This window comes from Quadrisphaera sp. GCM10027208 (assembly GCF_042658805.1).
Taxonomy (GTDB): domain Bacteria; phylum Actinomycetota; class Actinomycetes; order Actinomycetales; family SCSIO-59966; genus SCSIO-59966.
In genome coordinates this window covers 399923-424294 of record NZ_JBHSRC010000001.1, presented here as the reverse complement: position 1 = coordinate 424294, position 24372 = coordinate 399923, and the positions used below count along the sequence as shown (strand labels likewise).

Here is a 24372-nt window from a genome sequence, read left to right as displayed (position 1 = left end):
GGCTTCCGGCCATGGGCGGACGGCGGGTCGACGTGACCACCGAGACCCCGCTGGCGCGCGTCCGCCGGGCCCGTCGGATCCACCGGGCGCTCGCCCAGCGGTACCCCGACGCGCACTGCGAGCTGAACTTCGAGAACCCCTTCCAGCTGCTCGTCGCGACGGTGCTGTCCGCGCAGACCACGGACGTCCGGGTGAACCAGGTGACCCCGGGCCTGTTCGCCCGCTACCCGGACGCGGCTGCCCTGGCGGCGGCGGACCGGGCCGAGCTCGAGGAGATCCTGCGCCCCACCGGCTTCTTCCGGGCCAAGGCCGACGCGCTGCTGCGGCTCGCCGCACGTCTCGTCGAGGACTTCGACGGGCAGGTGCCCGACCGGCTGGAGGACCTCGTCACCCTGCCCGGGGTGGGCCGCAAGACGGCGAACGTCGTCCTCGGCAACGCCTTCGGCGTCCCGGGGATCACCGTGGACACGCACGTGGGACGTCTGGCCCGCCGGCTCGGCTGGACGACGTCCACGGACCCGGTGGTGGTCGAGGCCGACCTGGCCGCCCTGTTCGAGCGCCGTGACTGGACCATGCTGTCGCACCGCCTCATCGCCCACGGACGACGGACGTGTCACGCCCGGCGGCCGGCGTGCGGGGCGTGCCCGGTCGCCGCTGACTGCCCCAGCTACGGGATCGGGGAGACCGACCCGGACGCCGCCCGTCGGCTCGTGCGACCCGGCCCGACGCCGGCCGCTGAGACGCCGGCCACTGAGGCGCCGGCCGCTGAGGCGCCGGCCGCTGCCCCCAGGGTGGTGGGCCGGTGAGCGGCCGACCTGACTGGCTGCGGGCCATCGAGGCCGTGCTGCCGGAGGTGACCGCCGACCGGCTGACCCGGACCCGCCCGCCGGCCGAGCGGGAGCGCACGCGCGCCGCGGCGGTGCTCATCCTCTTCGGCGGGACGGCCGACGCGGGTGACCTGCTGCTCATCGAGCGAGCGGCGACCATGCGCTCCCACCCCGGGCAGGTGGCCTTCCCAGGGGGTGCGGTCGACCCCGGCGACGACGGCGTGGTCGGCGCGGCGCTGCGCGAGGCGCGGGAGGAGACCCGGCTCGACCCGGCGGGGGTCGAGGTGCTCGGCACCCTGCCCGAGCTGTACCTGCCGCCGTCACGGTTCCTCGTCACGCCGGTCGTGGGGTGGTGGCGGGAGCCGGGGGAGGTCGCGGTCGGGGACCCGGCCGAGGTGGCGCGGGTGGCCAGGGTGCCACTCGACGCGCTGCTGGACCCGACGAACCGGTGGACGGTCCGGCACCCCAGCGGGTTCGTCGGGCCCGCGTTCACCGTCGACGGCCTGTTCGTGTGGGGCTTCACCGCCGGCCTGCTGTCCCGGCTGCTCGCCGTCGCCGGTCTGGAGCGGCCCTGGGACGTCGAGCGGGTGCACCCGCTGCCGGCCCGTTACGCCGTGGCCGGCCAGCGCGAACGGGTGCTCGACGAGGACCCGCAGGCCGACGTGGTCGAGGACTACGAGCCCGGTGAGGTGCAGCCGTGACCGGCGGCACCGAGCCCGGCGTCGTCCTCGACGTCCTGCTGGGGCTCGTGCTCCTCGGGTACGCCGTCTCCGGGGTGCGCCAGGGAGCCGTCGTGGGGGTGCTCTCGCTCGCCGGCTTCGTCGGCGGGGCCGTCGTCGGCACGCTGGTCGTCCCCGAGCTGCTGGGCGGCTGGCAGCCCGGCCTCGGCCGCACGCTCGTCGTGCTGCTCGGCGTCCTCGCCTGCGCCTGGGCGCTGCAGATCGCCGGGGTCGCCGTCGGCCGGCGGCTGCGGGGAGGGCTGACGTGGCGACCGGCCCGCGTGCTCGACTCACTGCTCGGCGGAGTCGCTGCGGTCGTCGCCGTGGCCCTCGTCAGCTGGCTGCTCGCCGGGGCGCTGCGGGCCAGCCCGTCCCCGACCCTGTCCCGGGCCATCGCCGGGTCGACTGTCCTGTCCACCGTCGACGACCTCGTCCCCCAGGACGCCGGGCGGCTGTTCGCCGACTTCCGCCGGATCGTGGAGGTGGAGGCCTTCCCGCGGGTGTTCGCGGGGATGGACCCCGAGCAGATCCTCCCGGTGGAGGAGCCGGACGCCGAGGTCGCCGACCCGGTCGCCGCCGCCGCTGCCGGCAGCATCGTCAAGGTGACCGGGGTCGCCGAGGAGTGCGCCCGGGGTCAGGAGGGCACCGGGTGGGTGTCCGCCCCGCAGCGGGTGGTGACGAACGCCCACGTCGTCGCCGGCGTGGACTCCCCGCTGGTCCAGGTCACCGGCACCGGCCCGGAGCTGCCGGCCCGGGTGGTCGCCTTCGACCCCGAGCGCGACCTCGCCGTGCTCGCCGTGCCCGGCCTCGACGCGCCCCCGCTGCCTGTCGGTGAGGACCTCGCCCGCGGGGACGACGCCGTGGTGGCCGGCTTCCCGCTCGACGGTCCGTACCAGTACAGCCCGGCCCGGGTCCGCCAGGTCCTCGAGGCCCGCGGCGAGGACATCTACGGGACGCCGGGCGTCGTCCGCGAGGTGTACTCGCTGTACGCGAGGGTGGAGCCGGGGAACTCCGGCGGGCCGCTGCTCGACGAGCGGGCCGCGGTCGTCGGGGTGGTCTTCGCCCGGTCCCTGGACGACGCGAGCACGGGGTACGCGCTCACCCTCGCCGAGTCCGCCCCCGTGCTGGCGGCGGCCCCGGGTCTGCAGGACGCCGTCGACACCGGGCCGTGCGCGATCGGCTGAGCCGGCAGCGGGTTCAGCCGGGCAGGCCGCCCAGCCAGTCGGTGAGGGCTGCGGTCACCGCCGCGGGTGCCTCCTCGGCGGGGAAGTGACCGGCTCCGGGGACGAGCTCCCAGCGGTACGGCCCCTCGACGTAGACCGAGGAGCCGCGGGCCCGCCGCGGCGGCACGACGGGGTCCTGGGCCCCGTGCAGCTGGAGCACGGGGACGGTGACCGTTCGCTGGACGGCGCGGGCGAACCGCAGCCCGTCGGGTCGCAGCAGCGAGCGGACCGCCCAGCGGTAGTACTCCATCGCGCTGTGCGCGACGAACGGCACCCGCATCCCGGCGGTGTACCGCTCGACCTCCTCCGGGCCCGGCCAGCCCGGCCGGGCCGACCACTGGCGCAGCATGGCCTCGACGTGGTCGCCGTGGCGCAGCCGCCGCTCCGGCAGCCACGGCACCTGGTAGGAGGCCAGGGCCCGTGCACTGAGCAGACCGGTCGGCAGGAGTCCGGTCGAGCGCATCCGCAGCGGGTGCGCGACCGAGACGGGGACGACCGCCCGGGTCACCCGCGGTTGCAGGGCCGGCATCGACCAGGCCACCCAGCCGCCCAGGCCGTGGCCGACGACGACCGCCCGGGGGGCGCCGAGCGAGCGCACCACGCCGGCGACGTCCGCGGTGGAGGTCATGGTGTCGTAGCCGCGGGGCGGCTTGTCGGACGCGCCGAACCCGCGCAGGTCCATCGCCGCCGCCCGCCAGCCGGCGTCCGCCAGGGCGGTGAGCTGGTGCCGCCAGGCCCACCAGAACTGCGGCAGGCCGTGCAGCAGGACGACGAGCGGGCCGTCGGCCGGGCCGGCCTCCGCGACATGGAAGCGGGCGCCGTTGGCGGACACGAGACGGTGCCGCCACGGTCCCGGTACCAGGACGACGTCGGCGTCCGGCGGGGGGCTCAGGGGCGGGTCCCGGCCGCGGTCTGCTCGCGCAGGACGGTGCTGGCGTCGCCCTTGGCGGCGGCGACGGTCGCCTTGGTCGTGGCGATCGTCCGCTTCGGCGGGGTCACCCTCGACACTCGCTGCCGGCCCACGAGGGCCATCGCCGCGGCCAGCACCAGGAGCACGACGGCGACGACGAGGAAGGACAGCCACAGCGGCCACCCGGCGCCCTCGTGCAGCCCGTAGGCGGCGGCCACGGTGAGCAGGACGAACGCGACGGCGCCGAGGAACCCGGCCCCGCCGAAGAGTCCCGCGCCCAGGCCGGCCTGCTTGGCGTCGTCCGCCAGCTCGGCCTTGGCGAGGGCGATCTCGTGTCGGACGAGCTCGGACAGCTCTCGGCTGGCGTCCACGACCAGCTGGCCCACGGTGCGCTCGGTCATCGGTGGTCCTCCCTCGGTTCGGCGTCCGTCTCGGAGCCTACGGCGAACCGGCGTCCGGCTCCTGCCGGCTGCGGGCGTCCCGCTGCTGCTGGCCGCGGGCGTCCCGCCCAGCGAGGTCGTCGCGGACCATGGTCTGCCGGGCCGTGGCAGCGGTGCCGTGGGCAGCCCGCCCGATCATGTGCGCCCCGACCGGGGCGGTGATCACCTGGAAGGCGGCGACGATGAGGAGCGTGCCGGTGAGCCCGCTCTGCCGCTCCGCCGCTGCCACTCCGGCCAGGATGAGCAGGATCCCCAGGACCGCCGGCTTCGTCTGGGCGTGCATCCGGGTCAGCACGTCCGGCAGCCGCAGCATGCCGATCCCGGCGAGCACGGTGAGCGCGACGCCGCTGAGCAGCAGGACAGCGGCCAGGACGTCGAGCACGGTGCCGAGCACGGTGTCGCCGGTCATCCGTCCTCCTTGCGTCGCTCGAGGAAGCGGGCCACGGTCGTGGTCCCGAGGAACGCCAGCAGGGAGACGACGACGAGGATCCCGGCGTAGCGAGGAGTGTCGAGCCGGGCGATCTGGACCGCGACCGCGCCGACGACGACGAGCAGCAGGGTGTCGAGCGCGACGATCCGGTCGGCACCGGAGGGCCCACGCAGCAGGCGGACGAGCATGAGCGCGCCCGCGACCGCGAGCCCCAGCAGGCTGATGTCGTAGACGACGTTCACGGCTGCTCCCCGTGGTCGGCGCCGTGGTCCGCGCGGTGGTCCGCGCCGAGGTCCACGCCGAGGGCCCGCGCGCCGAGGCGCTCCAGGGCCCGGGCGTGCTCGACGACGTCGCCCTCGGCCCCCTCCTCGAGGTGCAGCAGGTGCACCCACAGCCGGCCCGTGCCGGGGTCCGCCTCGAGGGTCAGGGTGCCGGGCGTCAGCGAGATGGTGTTGGCGACCAGCGAGATCAGCCCCGGGTGCCGGCCGGTGAGCGGGACCTCCAGGACGGCGGGCCGCAGCCGGTCCAGCGGCCAGAACACCTGGCGGGCCACCTCCGCGGTGGCGACGACGAGGTCGCGCAGGAACCTCAGCAGGTACACCAGGGCGGGCCACGGCGCGGGCCGGTAGCCGGCGGGCTCCGCGGGCAGCGGCGCGACGAGCACGACCACCACGCCGGTGAGCACACCTCCCACGAGGTTGCCCCACGACAGGTCACCCCACAGGGCGACCCAGACCACAGTGATCCAGGCGACGGTCGGCAGTCGGCGCAGCACGGGTCAGCCCCCCAGGACCGCGGTGACGTACGGGGTGGCGGCCAGCAGGTCCTGCGCCGCCCGGGAGCACAGCTCGTAGAGCGGGCCTCCGACGACCGGGATGGCCAGCCCGACCGCCACCACCGCGGCGGTGGACCAGGTCATCAGCGCCGGGACGGTGCGGACCCCGACCTGGATCGCGTCCTCGGCGTCCAGGTCCCGTCGTGGACGGTTCGGGCGGCCCCAGAACGCCGACCCCCACACGACCGCCATCGCGTAGACGGTGAGCAGGCTGACGCCGACGGCCACGGCGACGATGACCCAGGAGCCGGCAGCGGCGCCGGCCTCGATGAGGGCCACCTTGCCGACGAACCCGGAGAACGGCGGGAACCCGGCCAGGGACAGGGCGGGCAGCGCGAACAGCCCGCCCAGCAGCGGGGAGGTGTGCGCCAGGCCGCTGATCCGGTTGAGCCGGCTCGTGCCGGTCCGGCGTTCCACCAGGCCCTCGACGGCGAACAGGGTCGTCTGGATGACGATGTGGTGGACGACGTAGAAGATCGCGCCGGCGATGCCGGCCAGCGTGAACAGCCCCAACCCCATGATCATGAAGCCGATGTGGCTGACGATGGTGAACGACAGCACCCGCTTGATCTCGTTCTGGGCGATGGCACCGAAGATGCCGAAGACCAGGGTGGCACCCGCCATCACGAGCAGGACGGGGCCGGTCACCGCGGTGTCGTCCGGGAACAGCAGCACCTGGGTGCGGATGATGGCGTAGACGCCGACCTTCGTCAGCAGCCCGGCGAACACGGCCGTCACCGGGGCCGGGGCCACCGGGTAGGAGTCCGGCAGCCAGAAGTACAGCGGGAAGAGCGCGGCCTTGATCCCGAAGACGACGACGAGCAGCAGGGCCAGGGCGACCCGGACTCCCTGCGGCACCTCGGCGAGCGCGCCGTGCAGGTCGGCGAAGTTCACGGTTCCGGTGGCCGCGTACACGAGCCCCACGGCGGCGACGAACAGGCCGGAGGCGAGCAGGGACACCACGATGTACGTCATCGCGGAGCGCACCGCACGCGGACCCGCCTGCAGCGTGATGAGGACGTACGAGGCGGTGAGCATCACCTCGAACGCCACGAACAGGTTGAACAGGTCGCCGGTGACGAACGCGAACGACACCCCGGCGGCCAGCACCAGGTAGGCGGGGTGGAACACGTACCGGACCCGGCGGGTGCCCGGGCCGGTGGCGGCGTCCGCGATGCCCTGGCCCAGGGCGTAGAGCAGGACGAGCAGCAGGACGACGCCGGAGACGAGCAGCAGCAGGGCGGACAGCCGGTCCGCGACGAGGGTGATGCCGAACGGGGCCGGCCAGCCGCCGGCCTGGACGGCGAGAGGTCCGTCGGCGTCCACCCGGACCAGCAGCAGGAGCGCGTCCACGGTGACGACGACGAGCGTGCCGACCGTCAGCACGCGCTGGGTGCGAGAGGCACCGCCGAGCAGCAGTGCGACGGCGGCGGCCAGGACCGGACCGAGGACGGGCAGGGCGACGGCCACGCCGGGGGGGACGGCGCGGGCCAGCTCGAGCAGGACGCCGGTCACGGGTGCTCCGCCAGCCGGGCGATCCTGCGGTCCTCCACGTCGTCCTGGACGGCGTCGTCCCGGGTCAGGACGAAGCTGCGGTAGGCCAGTGCCAGCAGCAGGGCGCTGACGGCGAAGGAGATCACGATGGCGGTCAGCGCGAACGCCTGCGGCAGCGGGTCGGCCACGCCCTCGGGCAGCGACCCGTCCGCGGCGACGAAGGGCGGCTCGCCGGCGCGACCGCCCGCGACGAGCAGCAGCAGGTTCCCCCCGTGCGTGATCATCGTCAGGCCGATGAGCACCCGGGTCAGGGCCCGCTGCAGGAGCAGGAACGTGCCGGCCCCGAACAGGACGCCGACGACCAGCGCCATGACCAGGCTCCCGCCGGTCGGTGCGAGCACGACGCTCTCCGGGGGTGGGACGGCGGTCAGCAGCGGTGTCACGGGCGCACCTGCCCCTCGGCCTGCTCGCTCTGCTCGGTGCCGGCCTGCTCGCTCTGCTCGGTGCCGGCCTGCTCGCTCTGCTCGATGCGGCCCAGCGCGGACGTCGCCTGCGACCCGAGCGTGGACAGGACGGTCAGCACGATCCCCACGACGATGAGGAACACCCCGGTGTCGAAGACCAGGACGGACGTCAGCGGCAGCCTCCCCAGGACCGGGATCGTCAGGTAGGTGTAGCCGCTCTCGAGCACCTGGCCGCCGCTGAACCAGGGCACGACGGCGGCCAGCGAGGCGACGAGCAGCCCCAGCCCGAGCACCTTCTCTGGCCGGAACCGCAGCGACCCCTCGCGCTGCTGGCCGCCGGCGAGGTAGCGCAGCACGAAGGCGGACCCCGCGACCAGGCCGCCGATGAACCCGCCGCCGGGGGAGTTGTGGCCGGAGACGAGGAAGAACAGGCTCGTGGCGAGGATGGCGTGGAACACCAGCCGGACGCTCGACTCGAGGACGACCGAGCGCTGCGGGCCCTGTGCCCCGGCGGGGCGGGGCGGGGTCACCGAGGCACCTCCGCCGGGTCGGGCTCGTCGCTCGGCTCAGGGCGCGCCGGGCGGGGCGGGCGGGCGGTGAGGACGAGGGCGGCGATCCCCAGCGCCGCGGTGAGCACGACGGTGACCTCCCCGAGGGTGTCGAGCCCGCGGAAGTCCACGAGGATGACGTTGACGACGTTCTTGCCGGCGGCCTCCGGGGCTGAGCGGGCCAGCAGCTCCTCGCTGACCCCTGGCCTGGTCCGCACGCTCGTCGCGGCCAGCGTGGCGACGGTGACGAACACTCCGACGGCAGTGGCGACCGCCGCCCGCACCACCTGCGCCCGCCGGTGCACCGACGGCGGGAACCGCCGCGGCAGCAGCCGCAGGACCAGCAGGAAGACGACGAGGGACAGGGTCTCGACGAGGAACTGCGTCAGAGCCAGGTCGGGGCCACCCTGCAGGACGTAGAGCAGCGCGACGCCGTACCCGACGGCACCGAGCAGCAGCACCGCGGTGAGCCGTCCGCGAGCGCGCGCGGCCCCCACCGCCGCGGCGGCGACGAGCGCGCCGACGCCGAGCTGCAGGGGGGTGTCGACGAGCACGGTGCCGGACAGGTCGACGCCGTACCACAGCAGCGCCGCCCCTGGCGGCACCGCGGCCGTGGTCGCGATCACGCCGAGGTAGACCGGCAGGGAGCCGCTCTGGGTCCGGCCGGTGACGTCGTCGGCGAGCCGGTCGACGACGCGGACGGTGCCGGCGTAGCCACGGTCCGCGTCCAGCGCCGCGGGTACCGCTCGGGCGAACCGCTCCTGCGCGCCGGCGAACCCCGCACGCACGGCGAACAGGGCGGCACCGGCGGCCAGCGCGGTGAGCGACAGGACGAGCTCGAGGTTGATCCCGTGCCACAGGGCGAGGTGGGCCGGCTCGGCGCCGGGGTAGGCGGCGGACACCCCGGACGCGAGGTCGTCGGCGAGCGACGGCACGACGCCGAGCAGGACGCTGACGGCGGACAGCGCGACCACCGGGGCGACCAGGCCGGTCCCGGGCCCGTGGACGGCGTCCGGGTCGACGGTGCCGGACGCCGGGGCGGCGTCCGGGTCCTGGTCGGGCAGGTCCTTGTCACCGAAGGCGCCCCACCAGAACCGCAGCGAGTAGGCGAGGGTCAGCGCGCTGCCGACGACCAGTCCCGTTGCCGCGGCTGCGGGGAACACCCCTTCGGTGCCCAGCACAGCGGCGAGCACGGCCTCCTTGGCGACGAACCCCAGCAGCAGCGGCACCCCGCCCATCGACAGGGCGGCGACGGCGGCAGCGGTCGCCAGCACCGGCATCCTGCGGCGCAGACCGCTGAGCCGGCGCAGGTCGCGGCTGTGCGCGGCGTGGTCGACGGCACCCACGGTGAGGAACAGCGCCGACTTGGCGAAGCCGTGGGCCAGCAGCAGGACGGCGAGCGCGACCGCTGCCTCCGGCGTGCCCCAGGCGGCAACCGCCATGAGGAACCCGAGCTGGCTGACCGTGGAGAAGGCGAGCAGCCGCTTGAGGTCGTGCTGGCGCAGGGCCCGCCACCCGCCGACGACCATGGTGGCCACGCCGACGGTGACCAGCAGCGGCCGCCACCAGCCGACGTCGGTGAACGCCGGGGAGAAGCGGGCGACGAGGTAGATCCCGGCCTTGACCATCGCCGCCGCGTGCAGGTACGCGCTGACCGGTGTGGGCGCGGCCATCGCGGCCGGCAGCCACGGGTGGAACGGCACCTGCGCCGACTTCGTCACCGCGCCGAGCAGGACGAGCAGCAGGGCGACCGGGACGACGCCTCCGGACGGCGGGTCGGCGAGGATCTCCGAGATCCGGGAGGTCCCCGCCGCCTGCGCCAGCGCGATCAGCCCGAGCAGCATGCTGAGCCCGCCCAGCACGGTGACGAGCAGCGCCTGCTGCGCCGACCGGCGCGAGGTCTCCTCCTCGTCGTCCAGGCCGACGAGCAGGTAGGAGGTGACCGTGGTCAGCTCCCAGAAGACGTACAGCAGGATGACGTCGTCGGCGAGGACCAGACCGAACATCGCGCCGGCGAACGCGGTGAGCATCCACACCATCCGGGCCAGCTTGGCGTCGTCCGCGGCGTACCAGGCGGTGTAGACGAAGATCGCGAAGCCGACGCCGCTGACCAGCACGAGCATGAGCAGCGCCAACGCGTCCAGCCGGAGAGCCACCCACAGGTCCAGCCCGGGGATCCACGGGACGACGGTGCGCAGCGCCTCTCCGGCGAGGACCTGCGGCGCGGCGGTGACGAGCAGGACGACCCCCGCGAGCGGCGCGAGCGCGGCGAGCAGGAACACCTTGGGCCCCAGTCGGCGGGACAGCGCGGGAGTGGCCGCCGCCAGCGCGGCGTGCAGGAGGAGGACGGCGAGCACGCGGCTCCCTTCGGTCCGGCTCGGCGGGCAGGGCTCAACGGGACGCCGACCAGTCTTCCCGGCACACCGCGGGCCACCCTACCGACGCGCGGTGAGGGCGGCCCGCGGTGTCCGACACCAGGCGGTGGGCGCGGCCTACTCCTGCGCGGTCGCGCCCGGAGTCGACATGCCCTTGGCGATGAGGTCCATCACCGTGGAGTCCGCGAGCGTCGTGACGTCCCCGACCTCACGGTGCTCGGCGACGTCCCGGAGCAGCCGGCGCATGATCTTCCCCGAGCGGGTCTTCGGCAGCTCGGAGACCACCATGATCTGACGGGGCTTCGCGATCGCCCCGATCTCCTGCGCGACGTGCCGGCGCAGCTCCTCGACGATGTCCTCGCCGCCGTCCCCGGCCGAGCCCCGCAGGATGACGAACGCGCAGACGGCCTGGCCGGTCGTCTCGTCGGACGCGCCGACGACGGCGGCCTCGGCGACCTTGGGGTGCGACACCAGCGCGGACTCGATCTCGGTGGTCGACAGCCGGTGGCCGGAGACGTTCATGACGTCGTCCACCCGGCCGAGCAGCCAGATGTCGCCGTCCTCGTCCTTCTTCGCGCCGTCCCCGGCGAAGTACATGTTCTCGAACCGGGACCAGTACGTCTCCTTGTACCGCTCCGGGTCGCCCCAGATGCCGCGGAGCATGCCGGGCCAGGGCTCGGTGAGGACGAGGTAGCCGCCGCCGCCCGGGGGCACCGGCCGGCCGGTGTCGTCCACCACGTCGGCGCTGACGCCCGGCAGGGGCACCTGTGCGGAGCCGGGCTTGGCCGCGGTCACCCCCGGCAGCGGGCTGATCATGATCCCGCCGGTCTCGGTCTGCCACCAGGTGTCGACCACCGGGGTCCGGTCGCCGCCGATGACCCGGCGGTACCAGATCCAGGCCTCCGGGTTGATCGGCTCGCCGACGCTGCCGAGCAGCCGCAGCGACGAGAGGTCGTACTGGGCCGGGACCTGCTCCCCCCACTTCATCATCGTCCGGATCAGGGTTGGGGCGGTGTACAGGATGCTCACGCCGTACCTCTGGACGATCTCCCAGAACCGGCCCTGGTGAGGGGTGTCCGGCGTCCCCTCGTACATGACCTGGGTGGCCCCGTTGGCCATCGGCCCGTAGACGATGTAGCTGTGCCCCGTCACCCAGCCGACGTCGGCGGTGCACCAGTAGACGTCCCGCTCCGGCTTGAGGTCGAAGACGACCCGGTGGGTGTAGGCGACGTGGGTGAGGTACCCACCGGTGGTGTGCAGGATGCCCTTGGGCTTCCCGGTGGTGCCCGAGGTGTAGAGGATGAACAGCGGGTGCTCGCTGTCGACGTCCACGGGATCGTGGGTCTCGGAGGCCGCGGCCAGGGCGTCGTGCCACCAGACGTCGCGGCCCTCGGCCCAGTCCACCTCCTGCCCCGTGCGCCGGACGACGAGCACGTGCTCGACGCTGGCGGCCCCCTTGGCCAGGGCCGCGTCCACGGCGGGCTTGAGCGCGGACGGCTTGCCGCGCCGGTAGCCGCCGTCCGCGGTGATGACGACGCGGGCCTCGGCGTCCTCGATCCGGCTGCGCAGGGCGTCGGCGGAGAACCCGCCGAACACGACCGAGTGCGGGGCGCCGATCCGGGCGCAGGCGAGCATGGCGACCGCGGTCTCCGGGATCATCGGCATGTAGATCGCGACCCGGTCGCCGGTGCGCACACCGAGGTCCGTCAGCGCGTTCGCGGCCCGGGACACCTCCCGCTGCAGGTCGGCGTAGGTGAGGTCGCGGGTGTCGCCCGGCTCGCCCTCGAAGTGCAGCGCGACCCGGTCACCCAGGCCCGCCTCCACGTGCCGGTCGACGCAGTTGTAGGCGGCGTTGAGCCGGCCGCCGACGAACCACTTCGCGAACGGGGCCTGGCTCCAGTCGAGGGTCTGGCCGAAGTCCTGGCTCCACGTCAGCAGCGAGCGGGCCTGGTCGGCCCAGAACCCGAGCCGGTCCGCCGCGGCCGCCTCGTAGAGGTCGGGGCCGGCGACGGCCTGCGCGGCGAACTCCTCGCTGGGCGGGAAGCGGCGGTTCTCCTGCAAGAGGTTCTCCAGGCCGGTCTGCTGGGTCATCGCATCCTCCGTCGCGTCGCGTCGCTCGATCGTGACTCGTGAGGCTAGTCACGGATCGGCCGGCCGGACAGTGGTGGACGGCGAGCGGCGCCGGTGCGTCGCTGGGCGGTCACCCGGTCACCCGGTCACCCGGTCACGTGTCACCCGGCGTTCCGGGGCGTGCAGGGCGACCATCGTGCGGCCGACGTGCGGCGGCACCCGCGAGCTGGTCGCCACCGAGACGACGACCATGACGGCGAACGCGGCGGGGACGGTCCACGCCGCCGGCTGGGCCAGCAGGGCGCCGGCCCAGCCGTCGAGCGGGCCGCGGAGCATGGTGGTGGTGACCGCCGCCCCGGCGAGCGTCCCGCCGGTGAGCAGCCCGGCGACCGCGCCGGTCGCGGTGAGCCCGCGCCACCAGATACCCAGCACGAGCAGGGGGCAGAACGTGGAGGCGGCCAGCGCGAAGGCGAGCCCGACGGTGTCCGCCAGGCCGACCCGGTAGGACAGCAGGGACAGGGCGAACGGGACGACGACGGCCAGCACGGCGGCGATCCTGAACAGTCGTACCGACGACGTCCGGAAGCGGTGCCCGCTGAGCGAGGACTCGGCCGGCAGCAGGTCCTGGCTGAGCACCCCGGCGACCGAGACGACGAGTCCGGAGGACGTGGACAGGAACGCCGCGAACGCCCCGGCGACGACGAGGGCGCCGACGAGGTCCGCCCACGGGTCCGGCAGCATCCGCCCGGGCAGGGTGAGGACCACGGCGTCCGTGCGGCCGGTGAGCAGCAGGTCGGTGGCGTAGAGGCGCCCGAGCGCCCCGTACAGGGGCGGGAACAGGTAGAAGACCCCGAGCAGGCCGATCACGACGAGGGTGGTGCGCCGGGCGGCCACCCCGTCCCGGTTGGTGTAGAAGCGGACGAGCACGTGCGGCAGCCCCATCGTGCCGAGGAACAGCGCCAGCAGCAGCGAGTACGTCGCGTACAGCGGGTGCTCGCGCCCGGAACCCATCAGGGGCAGGGCCCACTCGTCCCCGGTGGTCGCCGTCAGCCGCTCCGCGTGCGGGACGACCTCCCCGGCGGGGACGGTGACCGTCGTCCCGGCGTCCAGGGACAGGGTGTCCCCGGCCGCCAGGGCGGTCCGGTCCCCGTCGACGAGGACGGTGGTCGCCTGGTCGGCGCGGATCTCGGTCCCCGACGGGAGGGTCACCGTCGTCGTCTCCCGGGCCACCGGCAGCTCGGCGCCCAGCGGTGTGGGAGCGCCGTCGCCACGCCAGGCCAGCAGCAGCAGGACGAGCGGCACAGCCAGCGCGGTGAGCTTGAGCCAGTACTGGAACGCCTGCACCAGGGTGATCGAGCGCATCCCGCCGGCGAGCACGTTGAGCACGACGGTGGCGGCGACGAGGGCGGCGCCGACCCAGGCGGGTGCGCCGGTGACGGTCCGCAGCGCCAGCCCGGCGCCCTGCAGCTGCGGCAGCAGGTAGAGCACGCCGATGCCGACGACGAGGACCGAGGAGATCCGCCGGACGGCGCGGGACTCCAGGCGCTGCTCGGCGAAGTCCGGCAGCGTGTACGCCCCGGAGCGGCGCAGCGGCGCGGCGACGAGGACGAGCAGCACGAGGTAGCCCGCGGTGTACCCGACGGGGAACCACAGCATGTCGACGCCGCCGGCGAGGACGAGGCCGGCGACCCCCAGAAAGCTCGCCGCCGACAGGTACTCCCCGCTGATCGCCGAGGCGTTCCAGCGCGGCGAGACCATCCGGCTGGCCACGTAGAAGTCGCTCGTCGTCCGGGACACCCGCAACCCGACCGCGCCGATCCCCACCGTCACGACGGTGACGACGACCACGGCCAGGACGCCGGCGGTCGGGGAGAGCACCTGGTCGGTCACCGGCGGTCCACGAGGTCGGTGAAGTCGCGCTCCGCGCGCTCCGCGGCCCGCACGTACGCCCACGCGACGACGGCGACGAACGGGTAGACGAGCAGGCCGAGCAGCAGCCAGGGGACGGGGACGCCGAGAACCTGCGCCGTGCGCAGGGCCGGGGCGACGGCGAACAGCAGCGGCAGGGCGCCGACGGTCAGCGCGAACGCGGCGAGGGTGGCCAGCGCCAGGCGCCGCTGGGTCCGCACCAGCGAGCGCATGAACACCTCGCCGACGCTGGTCTGCTCGTCGATGTCCCGGGCGACGGACCGCGTCGGCGGACGCCGGACGGCGCGCATCCGCGGGCTCGTCACCCGCACCCGCCGCTGGTCGCTCACCGGTCCCGGGTGAGGCCGACGGGCCGCCCCAGCCGTGCCCGCAGGTCGCGGGTGTGCCGGCGGCTGACCTGCAGCTCGGTGCCGCCGAGGCGCACCGTGCACCGCCCGCCGTCGGTGCGGACCTCGTCGACGTGGGCCAGCGAGACGAGCGTCGAGCGGTGGATCCGGACGAAACCGGCCTCGCCCCACCGCTCCTCGAGCGTGCTGAGCGGCACGCGGATGAGGTGGCTGCCGTCCTCGGTGTGCAGTCGGGCGTAGTCCCCCTGCGCCTCGACGTAGCGGACCTGCGAGCGCTGGACGAAGCGGGTCACGCCGCCGAGCTCGACCGGGATGGTCTCGTCGGCGGTGGTCGCACCGGCGGGCTCGGGCGAGCCGGCGTCGACGACGCGGCGCACCGCCTCCGCGAGCCGCTCCGCTCGCACCGGTTTCATCACGTAGTCCACGGCGCGTACCTCGAACGCGTCGACGGCGTGCTCGTCGTAGGCGGTGACGAAGACGACCTGCGGCCGGCGGGCGAAGCGGGCCAGCACCCGGGCCAGGTCCAGGCCGTCGAGCCCGGGCATCTTGATGTCGGAGAAGACGACGTCGACCGTGCGGGTCTCCAGCGCCTTGAGCGCCTCGGTGGCGCTGGAGGCCGTCGTCACCTCGGCGACCCGCGGGTCCCGGTCGAGCAGGTACGTCAGCTCGGACAGCGCGGGCAGCTCGTCGTCGACGACGAGTGCGCGCAGCGATGTGCCCTCGCTCACACCGCGGAGCGTAGTCGACGGCGGTCGGACGTCGAGGGGTTCAGCCGGCCCGGACGCCGGGCGCGTACTTGGGGACCCGGAAGGACACCTTCGTCCCGGCGTCCGGGGCGGTCTCCACGACGAGGCCGTGGTCGTCGCCGAACACCTGCCGCAGCCGCGCGTCGACGTTGCCCAGCCCCACGGAGTCCGCGCCGGACTCCCCGGCCAGCACCCGGCGGACCAGCTCGGGGTCGGTGCCCACGCCGTCGTCCTCGACTGAGATCACGGCCTCCGCGCCGGCGTCCTCGGCGACGATGGTGACGTTCCCCGGGCCGGGCTTGTCCTCCAGGCCGTGCCGGACGGCGTTCTCCACCAGCGGTTGGACGGTCAGGAACGGGATCGCGACCGGCAGCACCTCGGGGGCGACGACCAGGCGGACCTGGAGCCGGTCGCCGAACCGGGCCTGCTCCAGGACCAGGTACCGCTCGACGTTGCGCAGCTCGTCGGCCAGGGTGGTGAACTCCCCGCCGCGGCGGAAGGCGTAGCGGGTGAAGTCGGCGAACTCCAGCAGCAGCTCGCGCGCCCGGTCGGCGTCGGTGCGCACGAACGAGGCGATCGCGGCGAGCGAGTTGTAGACGAAGTGCGGGCTGATCTGGGCGCGCAGAGCCCGCAGCTCGGCCTCGATGAGCCGGGTGCGGGACCTGTCCAGCTCGGCCAGCTCGAGGTTCGCGCTGACCCACTGGGCCACCTCGTCGGTGGCCCGCAGGAGGCCGGCGGAGGCCTGCCGGCCGTAGGCGGCCAGCGCCCCCACCACCCGGTCGTCGGCCACCAGCGGGGCGATCACGGCGTGCTGCACCGGGCACGACGGGTCCGGGCACGCGACGTCCCCGGGGCCGAGCACCAGGGTGCGCCCACGGCCCAGGACCTCCTGGGCGTGCCGGGCGGCGTCCGGGGCGTGGTGGGCCCCCGCGCCGTCCCAGGCGAGCGTGCTCGTCGCGTCGGTGAGGGCGACCGCCGGGGTGCCGAGCAGCGCGCGCAGGTGCCGGACGGCGCGCTCGGCCCCCGTAGGGGTGAGACCGTCGCGCAGGTGCGGCGCGGCCAGGGAGGCGGTGTGCAAGGTCGCGAACGTGGCCCGGTCGGCGTCGCTGCCCAGGTCGCCGCGCCGGCGCACGGTGCGCACCCACAGCAGGACACCGACGGCGACCAGCACGGCGCCGACGAGGACCGCCTGCGTCCCGGTCACGGGGGGAACCTACTGGGACGCCGGGTGCCACGGGGCCCTCCGAGGGGCCCGCCTACTGTGGCGGCATGTCCGACCCGCTGGCCGCCCTCGCCGGCCTGCCCGGGGTCGCCGACGCCGTGGCGGAGGCCCGCGAGGCCTGCGAGCGGCTCCGCTGGCACCCGGCGATGCGCCGCCGCGCCGCCGAGTGCCGGGTGGAGGCCGGCGTCCGGGCGGCCCGCTGCTCGGCGGCCCTGGACGGTGGGCGGCTGCCGCTCGAGCTGGTTCGGGACGCCGCTCGCGGTGCCCGCGAGCTCCCCGACGACCCGGCCGGGATCGTCGTCCGGGGGGCGTTGCGGGCGCACGCGGAGACCGAGCGGCTGGCCGCCGACGGAGGCCGGGGCCTGACCGGCGCCCCCTGGCAGGCGCTGGCCCGGCTGCACCTGGCCGCCGCCGCCGGGCTCGTGCCCGACGACCAGCTCGGCCGGCCCCGCGGCCCGGGGGAGCGGCCCCGTGACGTCCCGGCGGAGACCGGCGTGCCCGGGGCCGCCGCGCTGGCGAGCCGGCTCGACGGGCTGCGGGACCTGCTGTCGGCGCCGACGGAGGCTCCTGCGCTGGTCGTGGCCGCCGTCGCCCACGCGGAGGTGCTGACCCTGCGGCCGTTCACCACCGCCAACGGTGTCGTCGCCCGCGCAGTCCAGCACGCGGTCGTCGTCGGCCGCGGCCTGGACCCGATGGGAGTGGCGGTGCCGGAGGCGGCGCACCTGTCGGACGCGAACGGCTACGTCGCGGCCGCCGCCGGGTACGCCTCCGGCACCCGCGAGGGGGTGGCGGCCTGGATCCGGCACTGCGCCTGGGCCGTCGTCGCCGGCGCCGGCGAGGGCACGGTCGTCGCTGACGCCGTCCTGGCGGGCCGGCTGCCGCGGTAGGCCCGTGCACGTGCCGCGGCGACCATTGACGGGGACCATTGACAGTGCCAGCCTCGGCGCGTGGTGAGGTCCGCTTGACCGTTGACGCAGCCGACGTCACCGTCAGATTCCGAAGAACCGACGTCCTACGTGGTGTCACGGTTCGGTTCCGGCCCGGCATCACCGGGCTGCTCGGACCCAACGGGGCTGGGAAGACGACGCTGCTGTCCGTCCTTGCGTCAGTGCTGAGGCCGTCGTCGGGAGTGGTGAGCGTCGCCGGGCACGATCTGGCGTCACCGACGGGTCGCCTGCACGCCAGAGGACTGATCGGCTGGCTTCCGCAGCGCTTCGACCTGGCCGGCGGGATGACCGTGCACGACACCGTCAGCTACGCGGCATGGTGCAACGGGGTCGATGACCGCGGCATCGACGCAGCGGCACAGCGTGTGCTGGCCGTGGTCGGCCTGAGCGACCGTGCCCGCGACCGCGTCCGCCGCCTCTCGGGGGGACAGCGTCAACGACTGGGGCTGGCGGCGGTGCTCGCGCACGACCCCCGGGTGCTCCTGCTCGACGAGCCGACGTCGGGTCTGGACCCGGAGCAGCGGGTGCGGTTCCTGGCGCACGTCCGAGACGTGGCCGCCGGCCGGACCGTGGTCCTGTCCACGCACCTGCTGGACGACATCGACAGGGTGTGTGAGCGGGTCTGCGTTCTCACCGACGGGGTCGTGAGGTTCGACGGTGCTCTTGCTGCGATGAGAGCCCTCGTGCCGCAGGGCAGGTCGAGTGCGAGCCCGACCGAGGCGGCCTACTTGTGGCTCCTCGCCGAGCAGACTGCTCCACCGGCATGACTCGCAGACTTCTGGTCCCAGTCCCGCGTGGCCTGGTCGTCCTCCTGGCCGCCGGGGTGGCGGTACTGACGTTCGCGCGGACGGTGGGTCACCTGACCTGGCCCTACGCCGACTGGGTTGCTGTCTCCGCAGACTCGCGACAGGCGCTGATGCTCGCGGGTCCGTGGGCGGCCGTGTGGGCCGCTTGGTGCTCCTCGCGGTTCTCCGGTGCCCGAAGCATCATGTGCCCGGCGTCGTCCGTCCGGTCCGGGCCGCCCGTGGTGCACCGGCAGCTGCATGTCCTGGTCGCCGGTGCTCTCAGTGGCTGGGCCCTCGGCCTGCTGCCGTCACTGGCGATCACCGCACGTGACGCACAGGCCGGCACGCCGGACCTCTTGGTCATTCTTGGCGCCGCGGTGGTTCTGGCCGCGTACGTGTGCCTCGGTTACGCCGTGGGGATCGTGGTGCCCTCGACGGGCGCCTCGGCGGTGGCTCTCATCCTGTCCATGCTCCCCGGGCTGGCCGCTGACAGCCTCGGAGCCGTGGTCGCGCCGGTGTGGACCTTCGACGTCGTCGCCGGCCAGTACGAGAACCCTGTCGTCGCTGGTGTCCGTGTCCTCTTCTTCCTCAGCGTTGCGCTGAGTCTTGCGCTCGCATCCGGCCTGTGGCTGCGCGGCAGAGGCTTCTCGCCGGGGGCATCCGTCGTCCAGGGTGTCGCGCTCCTGGCCGTGCCGGTGGTGCTAGCCGTCCTGTCGTCGTCTGCCCCGCCGCCCGTGCTCCGCGAGGACCACCCACCCCGGACCTGCGCGCGGACGGACGGCGTCGAGGTGTGCGTCCACGCTGCTCGCGCCCCGGTGCTCGGCCCGCTGACGCAGGCCGTCGCGGACCTCATGACCGTCACGGGGAACGCCCGGCCGCCTCGTCAGGTGGTCGACGCCGCGCTGTGGGATGAACCCGGCCCGGGAACCGTCACGGTGTCCTTGCAGCTGCAGGACGGCGCTGGATGGCGTCGAGCGGCGATCCAGGACATGGCGCGGCAGCTGTCCGGAGCCGCGGCGTGCCCCTTCACGTCGGCGTCCGGTGTGCGCACGGATCCAGCGCAGCTGGACGCATCCGCCGTGTCAGGCGGTGTTGCCGTGTGGATGGCGCGACAGGCCGGTGTTGGATCTCCGGTGACCAACGCGCCCGACGCCATGGCCGTCGCGGACCGCCTGGCTCGAGCGTCGCCACCAACCGTGCAGGCCTTCCTCGCCCGACACTCCGAAGCGCTGCAGGACTGCCGCGCCAGCAGCAGCATGCTCCCGTGACCGGCCGGTCCTGGTCCTTGTACTGGGCCTCCCGCGCCACCACCGTGTTCGTCCTGGCCTGGGCGGCCGGGCTCCTCGTCGTGCTCACGACCGGCCTCACCGTGCTGGAGCTGGCGTTCATCGGGGGGAAGGTGCCGCGATACGTCCCGCTGTGGGAAGCGGTGCCCGTCACCGTGGCCGCGGTGGGGGCCGGCGCGTTGGCCCCTCGGATGCGTTCCTGGGAGACGGGCGGCCGGCCGGCACTTCATGCCCGGGCCGGCGTTGCGGCGGTGACAGCCCTGGTGCTTCCCGGCCTGCTTCCGTGGCTCGCCCACGTCGTCGTGCTGCCCAGCCAGACACGGTGGTGGGACATCGTCTGGAACGTCGTGACCCTGGCGTCCGTGGCGCTGGTGGCCACGGCGATGGGCGGCAGAGTCGTCGGTCCTCTGGTCGCGTTGGGCTGCTATGTCGCGACGATGGTCCTCCAGCACTGGAGGCCGGACCTCGCCCACTGGGTGCCCTTGTCGGGCTCTCCCGGCAACCTCGAGCCGCACATCGTGCCGGCGGTGCTGGCGTCGGGCGTGGCAGTGGCGACGTGGAGCTACACGCTCGGCTGTTCTCGCTGGGCGGCCCGGACGTGGCGGAACGACACCGGCTGACGCGAGACCCGGACGACGGACGACGGCGTCCCGTCGGACGGGACGCCGTCGCCTGCACGGCGGGCCGGCTACCAGGCGTGCGCTTGGCGTGTCGCCGGCCGGGACGAGCCCGGCGCTGACGAGTCCCTACGAGGACTGGCCGCGCGTGGGTACCTGCCTGCCGTGCGGTCCTCTCGGCCCAGGGCCGCCTCCCCCGCGGCGGTCCGGCCCGGTGAGGGCCACCGGGTCCTTCCTACTCCTGTTCGCCGGGCTTGGGAAGTACCGTCCGGCTCTTGCGGTCCGCAGGCTCCCGGCGTCCGGCGCGGGCGAACGGCTGCAGCGGGTGGACGGGTCGGCTGGTCCTCCACAGGAACGTCCCCGCCCGTCGTCGTCCACACGTGCGGCACCGGCGTGCCGCACCGGGCGACGGTCCGAGCCAGGGTGCCGCCATGCCGACCAGTGCAGCGACCAGCGTCCTCGTCGTGACCGGCCGGGACGACCTCGCCGAGCGCGTCGAGCGGCTCGTCGGCGCGGTGGGGCTGACGGCGCACCGGGTCCGGGACGTCGAGTCGGCCGGCTCCCGGTGGCGGGACGTGCCGCTCGTGCTGCTGGACGAGGAGGCCGCGGCAGCGGGTGTGCCGGTTCGCCGGACGGGCACACTGCTCGTCGACGACGGCGCCGGCGAGAGCATCTGGCGCCGAGCCGTCGAGGTGGCGGCGGAGGCGGTCGTGCGGCTGCCGGCCGACGAGGCGTGGCTGCTGGAGCGGCTCGCCGCGGCAGCGGACGGCGACCGGTCGGCGGGACGGGTCGTCGGGGTCGTCGGGGGCCGGGGCGGCGCGGGCGCCTCCACCCTCGCGGCCGGGCTGGCCGCGACTGCCGCCGCCGGCGGCCGGGATGTCCTGCTCGTGGACGCCGACCCGGACGGCGGGGGCCTGGACCTGCTGCTGGGGGCCGAGGAGGAGCCCGGCCTGCGGTGGGAGGACCTGCACGGCGTCCGCGGCGCACTACGCGCCTCGGTGCTGCGGGACGGCCTGCCGGTGGTGGCCGGCCTCCGTCTGCTGTCCTTCGGCCGGGACCCGGGCCGGACCCGAGTCGGCATCGAGGCGGTCGAGGCCGTGCTCGACGCCGCCCGCCGGGGCGCCGACCTCGTCGTGGTGGACCTGCCCCGCGCGGATGACGAGCTGCGCTCGGCGGTGCTCTGGCGGCTCGACGTCCTCGTCGTGGTCGTCCCGGCCGAGGTCCGGGCCGCGGCCGCGGCGGCCCTGCTCGTCGCCCGGCTGCGCGCCAGGGTGCCGGACGTGCGGCTGGTCGTGCGCGGACCGGCGCCGACCGGGGTGGCCGCGGACGTCGTCGCCGAGGCGGTCGGCGTGCCGGTCACGCTGCTCGGTCCCGACGAGCCCCAGCTGGCCGCGGACGCCGACCACGGCCGGGTCCCTGCCCTGGACCGGCCCCGCAGCGGCTTCGCCCGCTTGTGCCGCCGGCTGCTGGCCGACGTCCACGCCGCGCCGGCCCGGGCGGCGTGAGCCGGCGACGCGGCCCGGTCCCCGCGGGCGTGCTCGAGGAGGTCCGTGCCCGCTTGGCGACGCCCGGCGACGGGCCCGCCCGTCCGGTCGACGCGAGAGCGGTCGAGGACTCGGTGCGCGCGGTGGAGCCGCTGCTGGGCGCCCGCGGGGTGCTCGAGGCCGTCGACGCGGTGACCGCGGAGGTGGTGGGAGCGGGGCCCCTGCAGCGGCTCCTCGACGAGCCCGGGGTCACCGACGTCCTGGTCAACGGCCCGGCGGAGGTGTGGGTCGACCGCGGGGAGGGCCTGCACCGGGTCGACCTGCGGCTCGGGGACGAGGCCGCCGTCCGCTCGCTCGCCACCCGGCTCGCGGCGGCCGCCGGGCGCCGGCTGGACACCGCCAGCCCGTTCGTCGACGCCCGGCTGCCGGACGGCGTCCGGCTGCACGCGGTGCTGCCCCCGGTGAGCCCGGCCGGCACGCTGGTCTCGCTGCGGGTGCCCCGCCGCAGGGCGTTCACCCTGAGCGCGCTGGCGGACGCCGGGACGGTGCCGGTGCCGTGGCTGCCGGTGCTCGAGGCGCTGGTGCGGCGGCGGTTGTCGTTCCTCGTCAGCGGCGGCACCGGCACCGGCAAGACCACGGTGCTGTCCACCCTGCTCGGGCTCGTCGACCCCGGCGAGCGGATCGTGCTCGTCGAGGACTCCGGGGAGCTGCTCCCGGACCACCCGCACGTCGTCCGGCTGGAGACCCGGCACGGCAACGTCGAGGGGGCAGGCGCCGTCGGGCTGGAGGACCTCGTCCGCCAGGCGCTGCGGATGCGCCCGGACCGGATCGTCGTCGGGGAGTGCCGCGGCGCGGAGGTACGCGAGCTGCTGACGGCGCTCAACACCGGCCACGAGGGCGGCTGCGGGACGGTGCACGCGAACGCCGCGGCCGACGTGCCGGCCCGGCTGGAGGCGCTCGGGGCGCTGGCCGGGATGGACCCCCGCGCGCTCGCCGCCCAGGCCGCCACCGCGCTGGACGTCGTCCTGCACCTGCACCGCGACCCCGGCGGGCGGCGCCGGCTGGTCGAGGTCGGGCTGGTCCGCCGGGACGGCGACGGGTTGCGGGTGGTGCCCGCCCTGCGCGCATCCGCCGCGGCGTCGGGTGACGGCGTCCCGGTGGTCGGCCCGGGCTGGGACGAGCTCGCCGGCCGGCTCGGTGTGGGGCCGCCGTGAGCGCCGGCCTCGTGGCGGGCCTGCTGGTCCTCGCCGCCGTGGTGGTGGCGCCGGGGTCGACGAGCGAGCGGCTTCGCAGGCAGACGCTCCGGACGGCGCCGGCGCCGGCGTGCGGGTGGGTGCGGGCCGCCGACGCGGACGCCGACGCGCCGGCCCGGGGCCGCCTGCCCGGCGGCCTCGGCGCGCGGACCGGACCGCTGGACGTCGCCGTCGTCGCCGGTGACCTGGCGGTGCTGCTGCGGGCCGGGCTGGGCCCCGGAGCCGCGTGGACCGCTCTGCTCGACGACGCCCGACCCGTCGGGCTGCGGCCGGTGCTGGTCGCCGCCGCCCAGGCAGCGGCGGACGGGGACGACGTCTCGGTGGCGCTCACCGCAGCCGCCGACGACCCCCGCCTCGACCCCCGCGCTGCCACCGCGCTGCGGACCCTCGCCGCCACCTGGCAGGTGTCCCGGCGGACCGGCGCACCCGCCGCGGACGTCCTGCAGCGGTGCGCCCGGTCGCTGCGCGCCGAGGCGGACGCCGAGGACGCCCGGTCGGCGGCGCTGGCGGCACCGCGGGCCACGGCCAGGGTGCTGACCGTGCTGCCGTTCGCCGGGCTCGGCCTGGGCGTGCTCGTCGGGGTGGACCCGGTCGGTGTGCTGCTCGGCTCCGCAGCGGGGCGGGTGAGCGCGGCCGTGGGCGCCGGCTGCACGCTGGCCGGCTGGTGGTGGACCTCGAGGCTGCTCGCCGCCGCGCGCCGGGCAGGGGACGCCGAACCGACCGGAGCCGTCCGGTGAGCGGCGCGGCACTGGCAGCCGGACTGCTCGTCCTCGCGGCGACGCTGCTGGTACCGGACGGTGGGGCCCTCGCCCGCCGGCGGCTGCGGGCGGCGCCTCCGAGGACCGGAGCCGGGACCGGTCGGTCTGGGCGCGCCGGGTACGGCGGGCTGCGCCGTGCCCGGAAGCCGCCGGGGAGCGACCCGGCGACGGTCCTCGACCTCGTGGCCGCGGCGCTGTCGGCGGGGCTCCCGCCGGCGCAGGCCGTCGAGGTGGTCGCTGCCGCCGTGCCCCCCGGGGACGGTGACCGCCTGCGGGAGGTCGCCGGGCGGATGCGGGTGGGAGCGAGCACGGACGAGGTCTGGGCCGGGACGCCGGGGAGGCTGGCGCCGCTGCGCCGAGCGTTGACCCTCTCCGCCCGGACCGGGGCTCCGGCCGCGGAGCTGCTGACCGAGGAGGCCGCGGAGCTGCGCCGCCGGCGGGCTCGGGCGGCTGAGGCCGCTGCCCAGCGGCTCGGCGTCCGGGTGGTGCTGCCGCTCGGCCTGTGCGCCCTGCCGGGTTTCGCGGCGTGGGGCGTCGTACCGGTCGTGCTGGGCCTGGCCGCCGACGCGCTCGCCGGGTGAGGGCCCGGTGGGGGCAGACGCCCGCCACGGGCACTGGTCCTCCACAGGCCGCTCGTGGTGGTCGCGTCGTCCACCGCCGCGG

General features: G+C 75.5%; 25 protein-coding genes. 11 read left to right on the top strand and 14 right to left on the bottom strand.

What is annotated here, in order from left to right; translation table 11 throughout:
• Positions 1-11 precede the first annotated feature (11 nt).
• Genes nth through ACFP6A_RS02120 form a run of 3 tightly spaced genes read left to right on the top strand, consistent with a single transcriptional unit; the run spans position 12 to position 2730 of the window.
• Positions 12-806 (top strand): endonuclease III, encoded by a 795-nt coding sequence (gene nth, locus ACFP6A_RS02130; RefSeq protein ID WP_379601186.1) that lies wholly within the window; start codon positions 12-14, stop codon positions 804-806.
• On the top strand, positions 803-1528 hold the full coding sequence (locus ACFP6A_RS02125; protein WP_379601184.1) for an NUDIX hydrolase: 726 nt from the start codon (positions 803-805) through the stop codon (positions 1526-1528). Before nth ends, ACFP6A_RS02125 begins: the two co-directional genes overlap by 4 nt.
• The gene (locus ACFP6A_RS02120; protein WP_379601182.1) at positions 1525-2730 is read left to right on the top strand and encodes a MarP family serine protease; all 1206 of its coding nucleotides are present in this window, start codon (positions 1525-1527) and stop codon (positions 2728-2730) included. The genes ACFP6A_RS02125 and ACFP6A_RS02120 overlap by 4 nt, the downstream gene beginning before the upstream one ends.
• Positions 2731-2743: 13 nt before the next feature.
• Here the strand turns inward: ACFP6A_RS02120 and ACFP6A_RS02115 are convergent, their stop codons facing one another.
• From ACFP6A_RS02115 to ACFP6A_RS02050, 14 genes are all read right to left on the bottom strand, one after another.
• Positions 2744-3601: an alpha/beta fold hydrolase gene (locus ACFP6A_RS02115; RefSeq protein WP_379601180.1), complete on the bottom strand. Its 858-nt coding sequence runs from the start codon at positions 3599-3601 to the stop codon at positions 2744-2746.
• 56 nt (positions 3602-3657) lie between these two features.
• The gene (locus ACFP6A_RS02110) at positions 3658-4080 is read right to left on the bottom strand and encodes a phage holin family protein (RefSeq protein ID WP_379601178.1); all 423 of its coding nucleotides are present in this window, start codon (positions 4078-4080) and stop codon (positions 3658-3660) included.
• Positions 4081-4117: 37 nt separating this feature from the next.
• Complete coding sequence (gene mnhG, locus ACFP6A_RS02105; protein ID WP_379601177.1) at positions 4118-4528, bottom strand: monovalent cation/H(+) antiporter subunit G; 411 nt, start codon at positions 4526-4528, stop codon at positions 4118-4120.
• Entirely contained in the window at positions 4525-4791 is a 267-nt protein-coding gene (locus ACFP6A_RS02100; protein WP_379601175.1) for a monovalent cation/H+ antiporter complex subunit F, read from the bottom strand. Before ACFP6A_RS02100 ends, mnhG begins: the two co-directional genes overlap by 4 nt.
• Positions 4788-5324 (bottom strand): Na+/H+ antiporter subunit E, encoded by a 537-nt coding sequence (locus ACFP6A_RS02095; protein ID WP_379601174.1) that lies wholly within the window; start codon positions 5322-5324, stop codon positions 4788-4790. The genes ACFP6A_RS02100 and ACFP6A_RS02095 overlap by 4 nt, the downstream gene beginning before the upstream one ends.
• A gap of 3 nt (positions 5325-5327) precedes the next feature.
• Positions 5328-6899 (bottom strand): Na+/H+ antiporter subunit D, encoded by a 1572-nt coding sequence (locus ACFP6A_RS02090; protein ID WP_379601172.1) that lies wholly within the window; start codon positions 6897-6899, stop codon positions 5328-5330.
• Complete coding sequence (locus ACFP6A_RS02085; protein WP_379601170.1) at positions 6896-7321, bottom strand: NADH-quinone oxidoreductase subunit K; 426 nt, start codon at positions 7319-7321, stop codon at positions 6896-6898. Before ACFP6A_RS02085 ends, ACFP6A_RS02090 begins: the two co-directional genes overlap by 4 nt.
• Complete coding sequence (locus ACFP6A_RS02080) at positions 7318-7872, bottom strand: MnhB domain-containing protein (protein WP_379601168.1); 555 nt, start codon at positions 7870-7872, stop codon at positions 7318-7320. The genes ACFP6A_RS02085 and ACFP6A_RS02080 overlap by 4 nt, the downstream gene beginning before the upstream one ends.
• Positions 7869-10247, bottom strand: coding sequence for a hydrogen gas-evolving membrane-bound hydrogenase subunit E (gene mbhE / locus ACFP6A_RS02075; RefSeq protein ID WP_379601167.1), 2379 nt, complete (start codon positions 10245-10247; stop codon positions 7869-7871). The genes ACFP6A_RS02080 and mbhE overlap by 4 nt, the downstream gene beginning before the upstream one ends.
• Before the next feature lie 135 nt (positions 10248-10382).
• Positions 10383-12356 carry an acetate--CoA ligase gene (gene acs, locus ACFP6A_RS02070; protein ID WP_379601166.1) on the bottom strand — a complete coding sequence of 658 codons (1974 nt, stop codon included), beginning with the start codon at positions 12354-12356 and terminating at the stop codon, positions 10383-10385.
• A gap of 117 nt (positions 12357-12473) precedes the next feature.
• Positions 12474-14225 carry a cation acetate symporter gene (locus ACFP6A_RS02065; protein ID WP_379601165.1) on the bottom strand — a complete coding sequence of 584 codons (1752 nt, stop codon included), beginning with the start codon at positions 14223-14225 and terminating at the stop codon, positions 12474-12476.
• Positions 14222-14593, bottom strand: a complete 372-nt coding sequence (locus tag ACFP6A_RS02060; RefSeq protein ID WP_379601164.1) for a DUF485 domain-containing protein — start codon at positions 14591-14593, stop codon at positions 14222-14224. Before ACFP6A_RS02060 ends, ACFP6A_RS02065 begins: the two co-directional genes overlap by 4 nt.
• Complete coding sequence (locus ACFP6A_RS02055) at positions 14590-15339, bottom strand: LytR/AlgR family response regulator transcription factor (RefSeq protein WP_379601163.1); 750 nt, start codon at positions 15337-15339, stop codon at positions 14590-14592. The genes ACFP6A_RS02060 and ACFP6A_RS02055 overlap by 4 nt, the downstream gene beginning before the upstream one ends.
• A gap of 40 nt (positions 15340-15379) precedes the next feature.
• On the bottom strand, positions 15380-16528 hold the full coding sequence (locus ACFP6A_RS02050; RefSeq protein ID WP_379601449.1) for a sensor histidine kinase: 1149 nt from the start codon (positions 16526-16528) through the stop codon (positions 15380-15382).
• 98 nt (positions 16529-16626) lie between these two features.
• Here ACFP6A_RS02050 and ACFP6A_RS02045 point away from each other — a divergent pair, with 98 nt between their 5' ends.
• From ACFP6A_RS02045 to ACFP6A_RS02010, 8 genes are all read left to right on the top strand, one after another.
• Positions 16627-17466, top strand: a complete 840-nt coding sequence (locus ACFP6A_RS02045; protein ID WP_379601162.1) for a cell filamentation protein Fic — start codon at positions 16627-16629, stop codon at positions 17464-17466.
• 44 nt (positions 17467-17510) lie between these two features.
• Positions 17511-18293 (top strand): ABC transporter ATP-binding protein, encoded by a 783-nt coding sequence (locus ACFP6A_RS02040; RefSeq protein WP_379601161.1) that lies wholly within the window; start codon positions 17511-17513, stop codon positions 18291-18293.
• A 260-nt stretch (positions 18294-18553) separates the two neighbouring features.
• Complete coding sequence (locus ACFP6A_RS02035; protein WP_379601159.1) at positions 18554-19579, top strand: hypothetical protein; 1026 nt, start codon at positions 18554-18556, stop codon at positions 19577-19579.
• Positions 19576-20217 carry a hypothetical protein gene (locus tag ACFP6A_RS02030; protein WP_379601158.1) on the top strand — a complete coding sequence of 214 codons (642 nt, stop codon included), beginning with the start codon at positions 19576-19578 and terminating at the stop codon, positions 20215-20217. The genes ACFP6A_RS02035 and ACFP6A_RS02030 overlap by 4 nt, the downstream gene beginning before the upstream one ends.
• 428 nt (positions 20218-20645) lie before the next feature.
• Positions 20646-21719, top strand: a complete 1074-nt coding sequence (ssd, locus tag ACFP6A_RS02025) for a septum site-determining protein Ssd (RefSeq protein ID WP_379601156.1) — start codon at positions 20646-20648, stop codon at positions 21717-21719.
• Entirely contained in the window at positions 21716-22912 is a 1197-nt protein-coding gene (locus tag ACFP6A_RS02020) for a TadA family conjugal transfer-associated ATPase (protein ID WP_379601155.1), read from the top strand. The genes ssd and ACFP6A_RS02020 overlap by 4 nt, the downstream gene beginning before the upstream one ends.
• Complete coding sequence (locus ACFP6A_RS02015) at positions 22909-23688, top strand: type II secretion system F family protein (protein WP_379601154.1); 780 nt, start codon at positions 22909-22911, stop codon at positions 23686-23688. The genes ACFP6A_RS02020 and ACFP6A_RS02015 overlap by 4 nt, the downstream gene beginning before the upstream one ends.
• Positions 23685-24290, top strand: coding sequence for a type II secretion system F family protein (locus ACFP6A_RS02010; RefSeq protein WP_379601152.1), 606 nt, complete (start codon positions 23685-23687; stop codon positions 24288-24290). Before ACFP6A_RS02015 ends, ACFP6A_RS02010 begins: the two co-directional genes overlap by 4 nt.
• The last annotated feature ends 82 nt before the right edge of the window (positions 24291-24372 follow it).

What these genes read in the sequence shown, in the direction of transcription:
- nth (WP_379601186.1), top strand. Translation starts at nt 12, where the DNA reads ATGGGCGGACGGCGGGTCGACGTGACCACCGAGACCCCGCTGGCGCGC.
- acs (WP_379601166.1), bottom strand. Translation starts at nt 12,356, where the DNA reads ATGACCCAGCAGACCGGCCTGGAGAACCTCTTGCAGGAGAACCGCCGC.
- mnhG (WP_379601177.1), bottom strand. Translation starts at nt 4,528, where the DNA reads ATGACCGGCGACACCGTGCTCGGCACCGTGCTCGACGTCCTGGCCGCT.
- ACFP6A_RS02045 (WP_379601162.1), top strand. Translation starts at nt 16,627, where the DNA reads ATGTCCGACCCGCTGGCCGCCCTCGCCGGCCTGCCCGGGGTCGCCGAC.
- ACFP6A_RS02110 (WP_379601178.1), bottom strand. Translation starts at nt 4,080, where the DNA reads ATGACCGAGCGCACCGTGGGCCAGCTGGTCGTGGACGCCAGCCGAGAG.
- ssd (WP_379601156.1), top strand. Translation starts at nt 20,646, where the DNA reads ATGCCGACCAGTGCAGCGACCAGCGTCCTCGTCGTGACCGGCCGGGAC.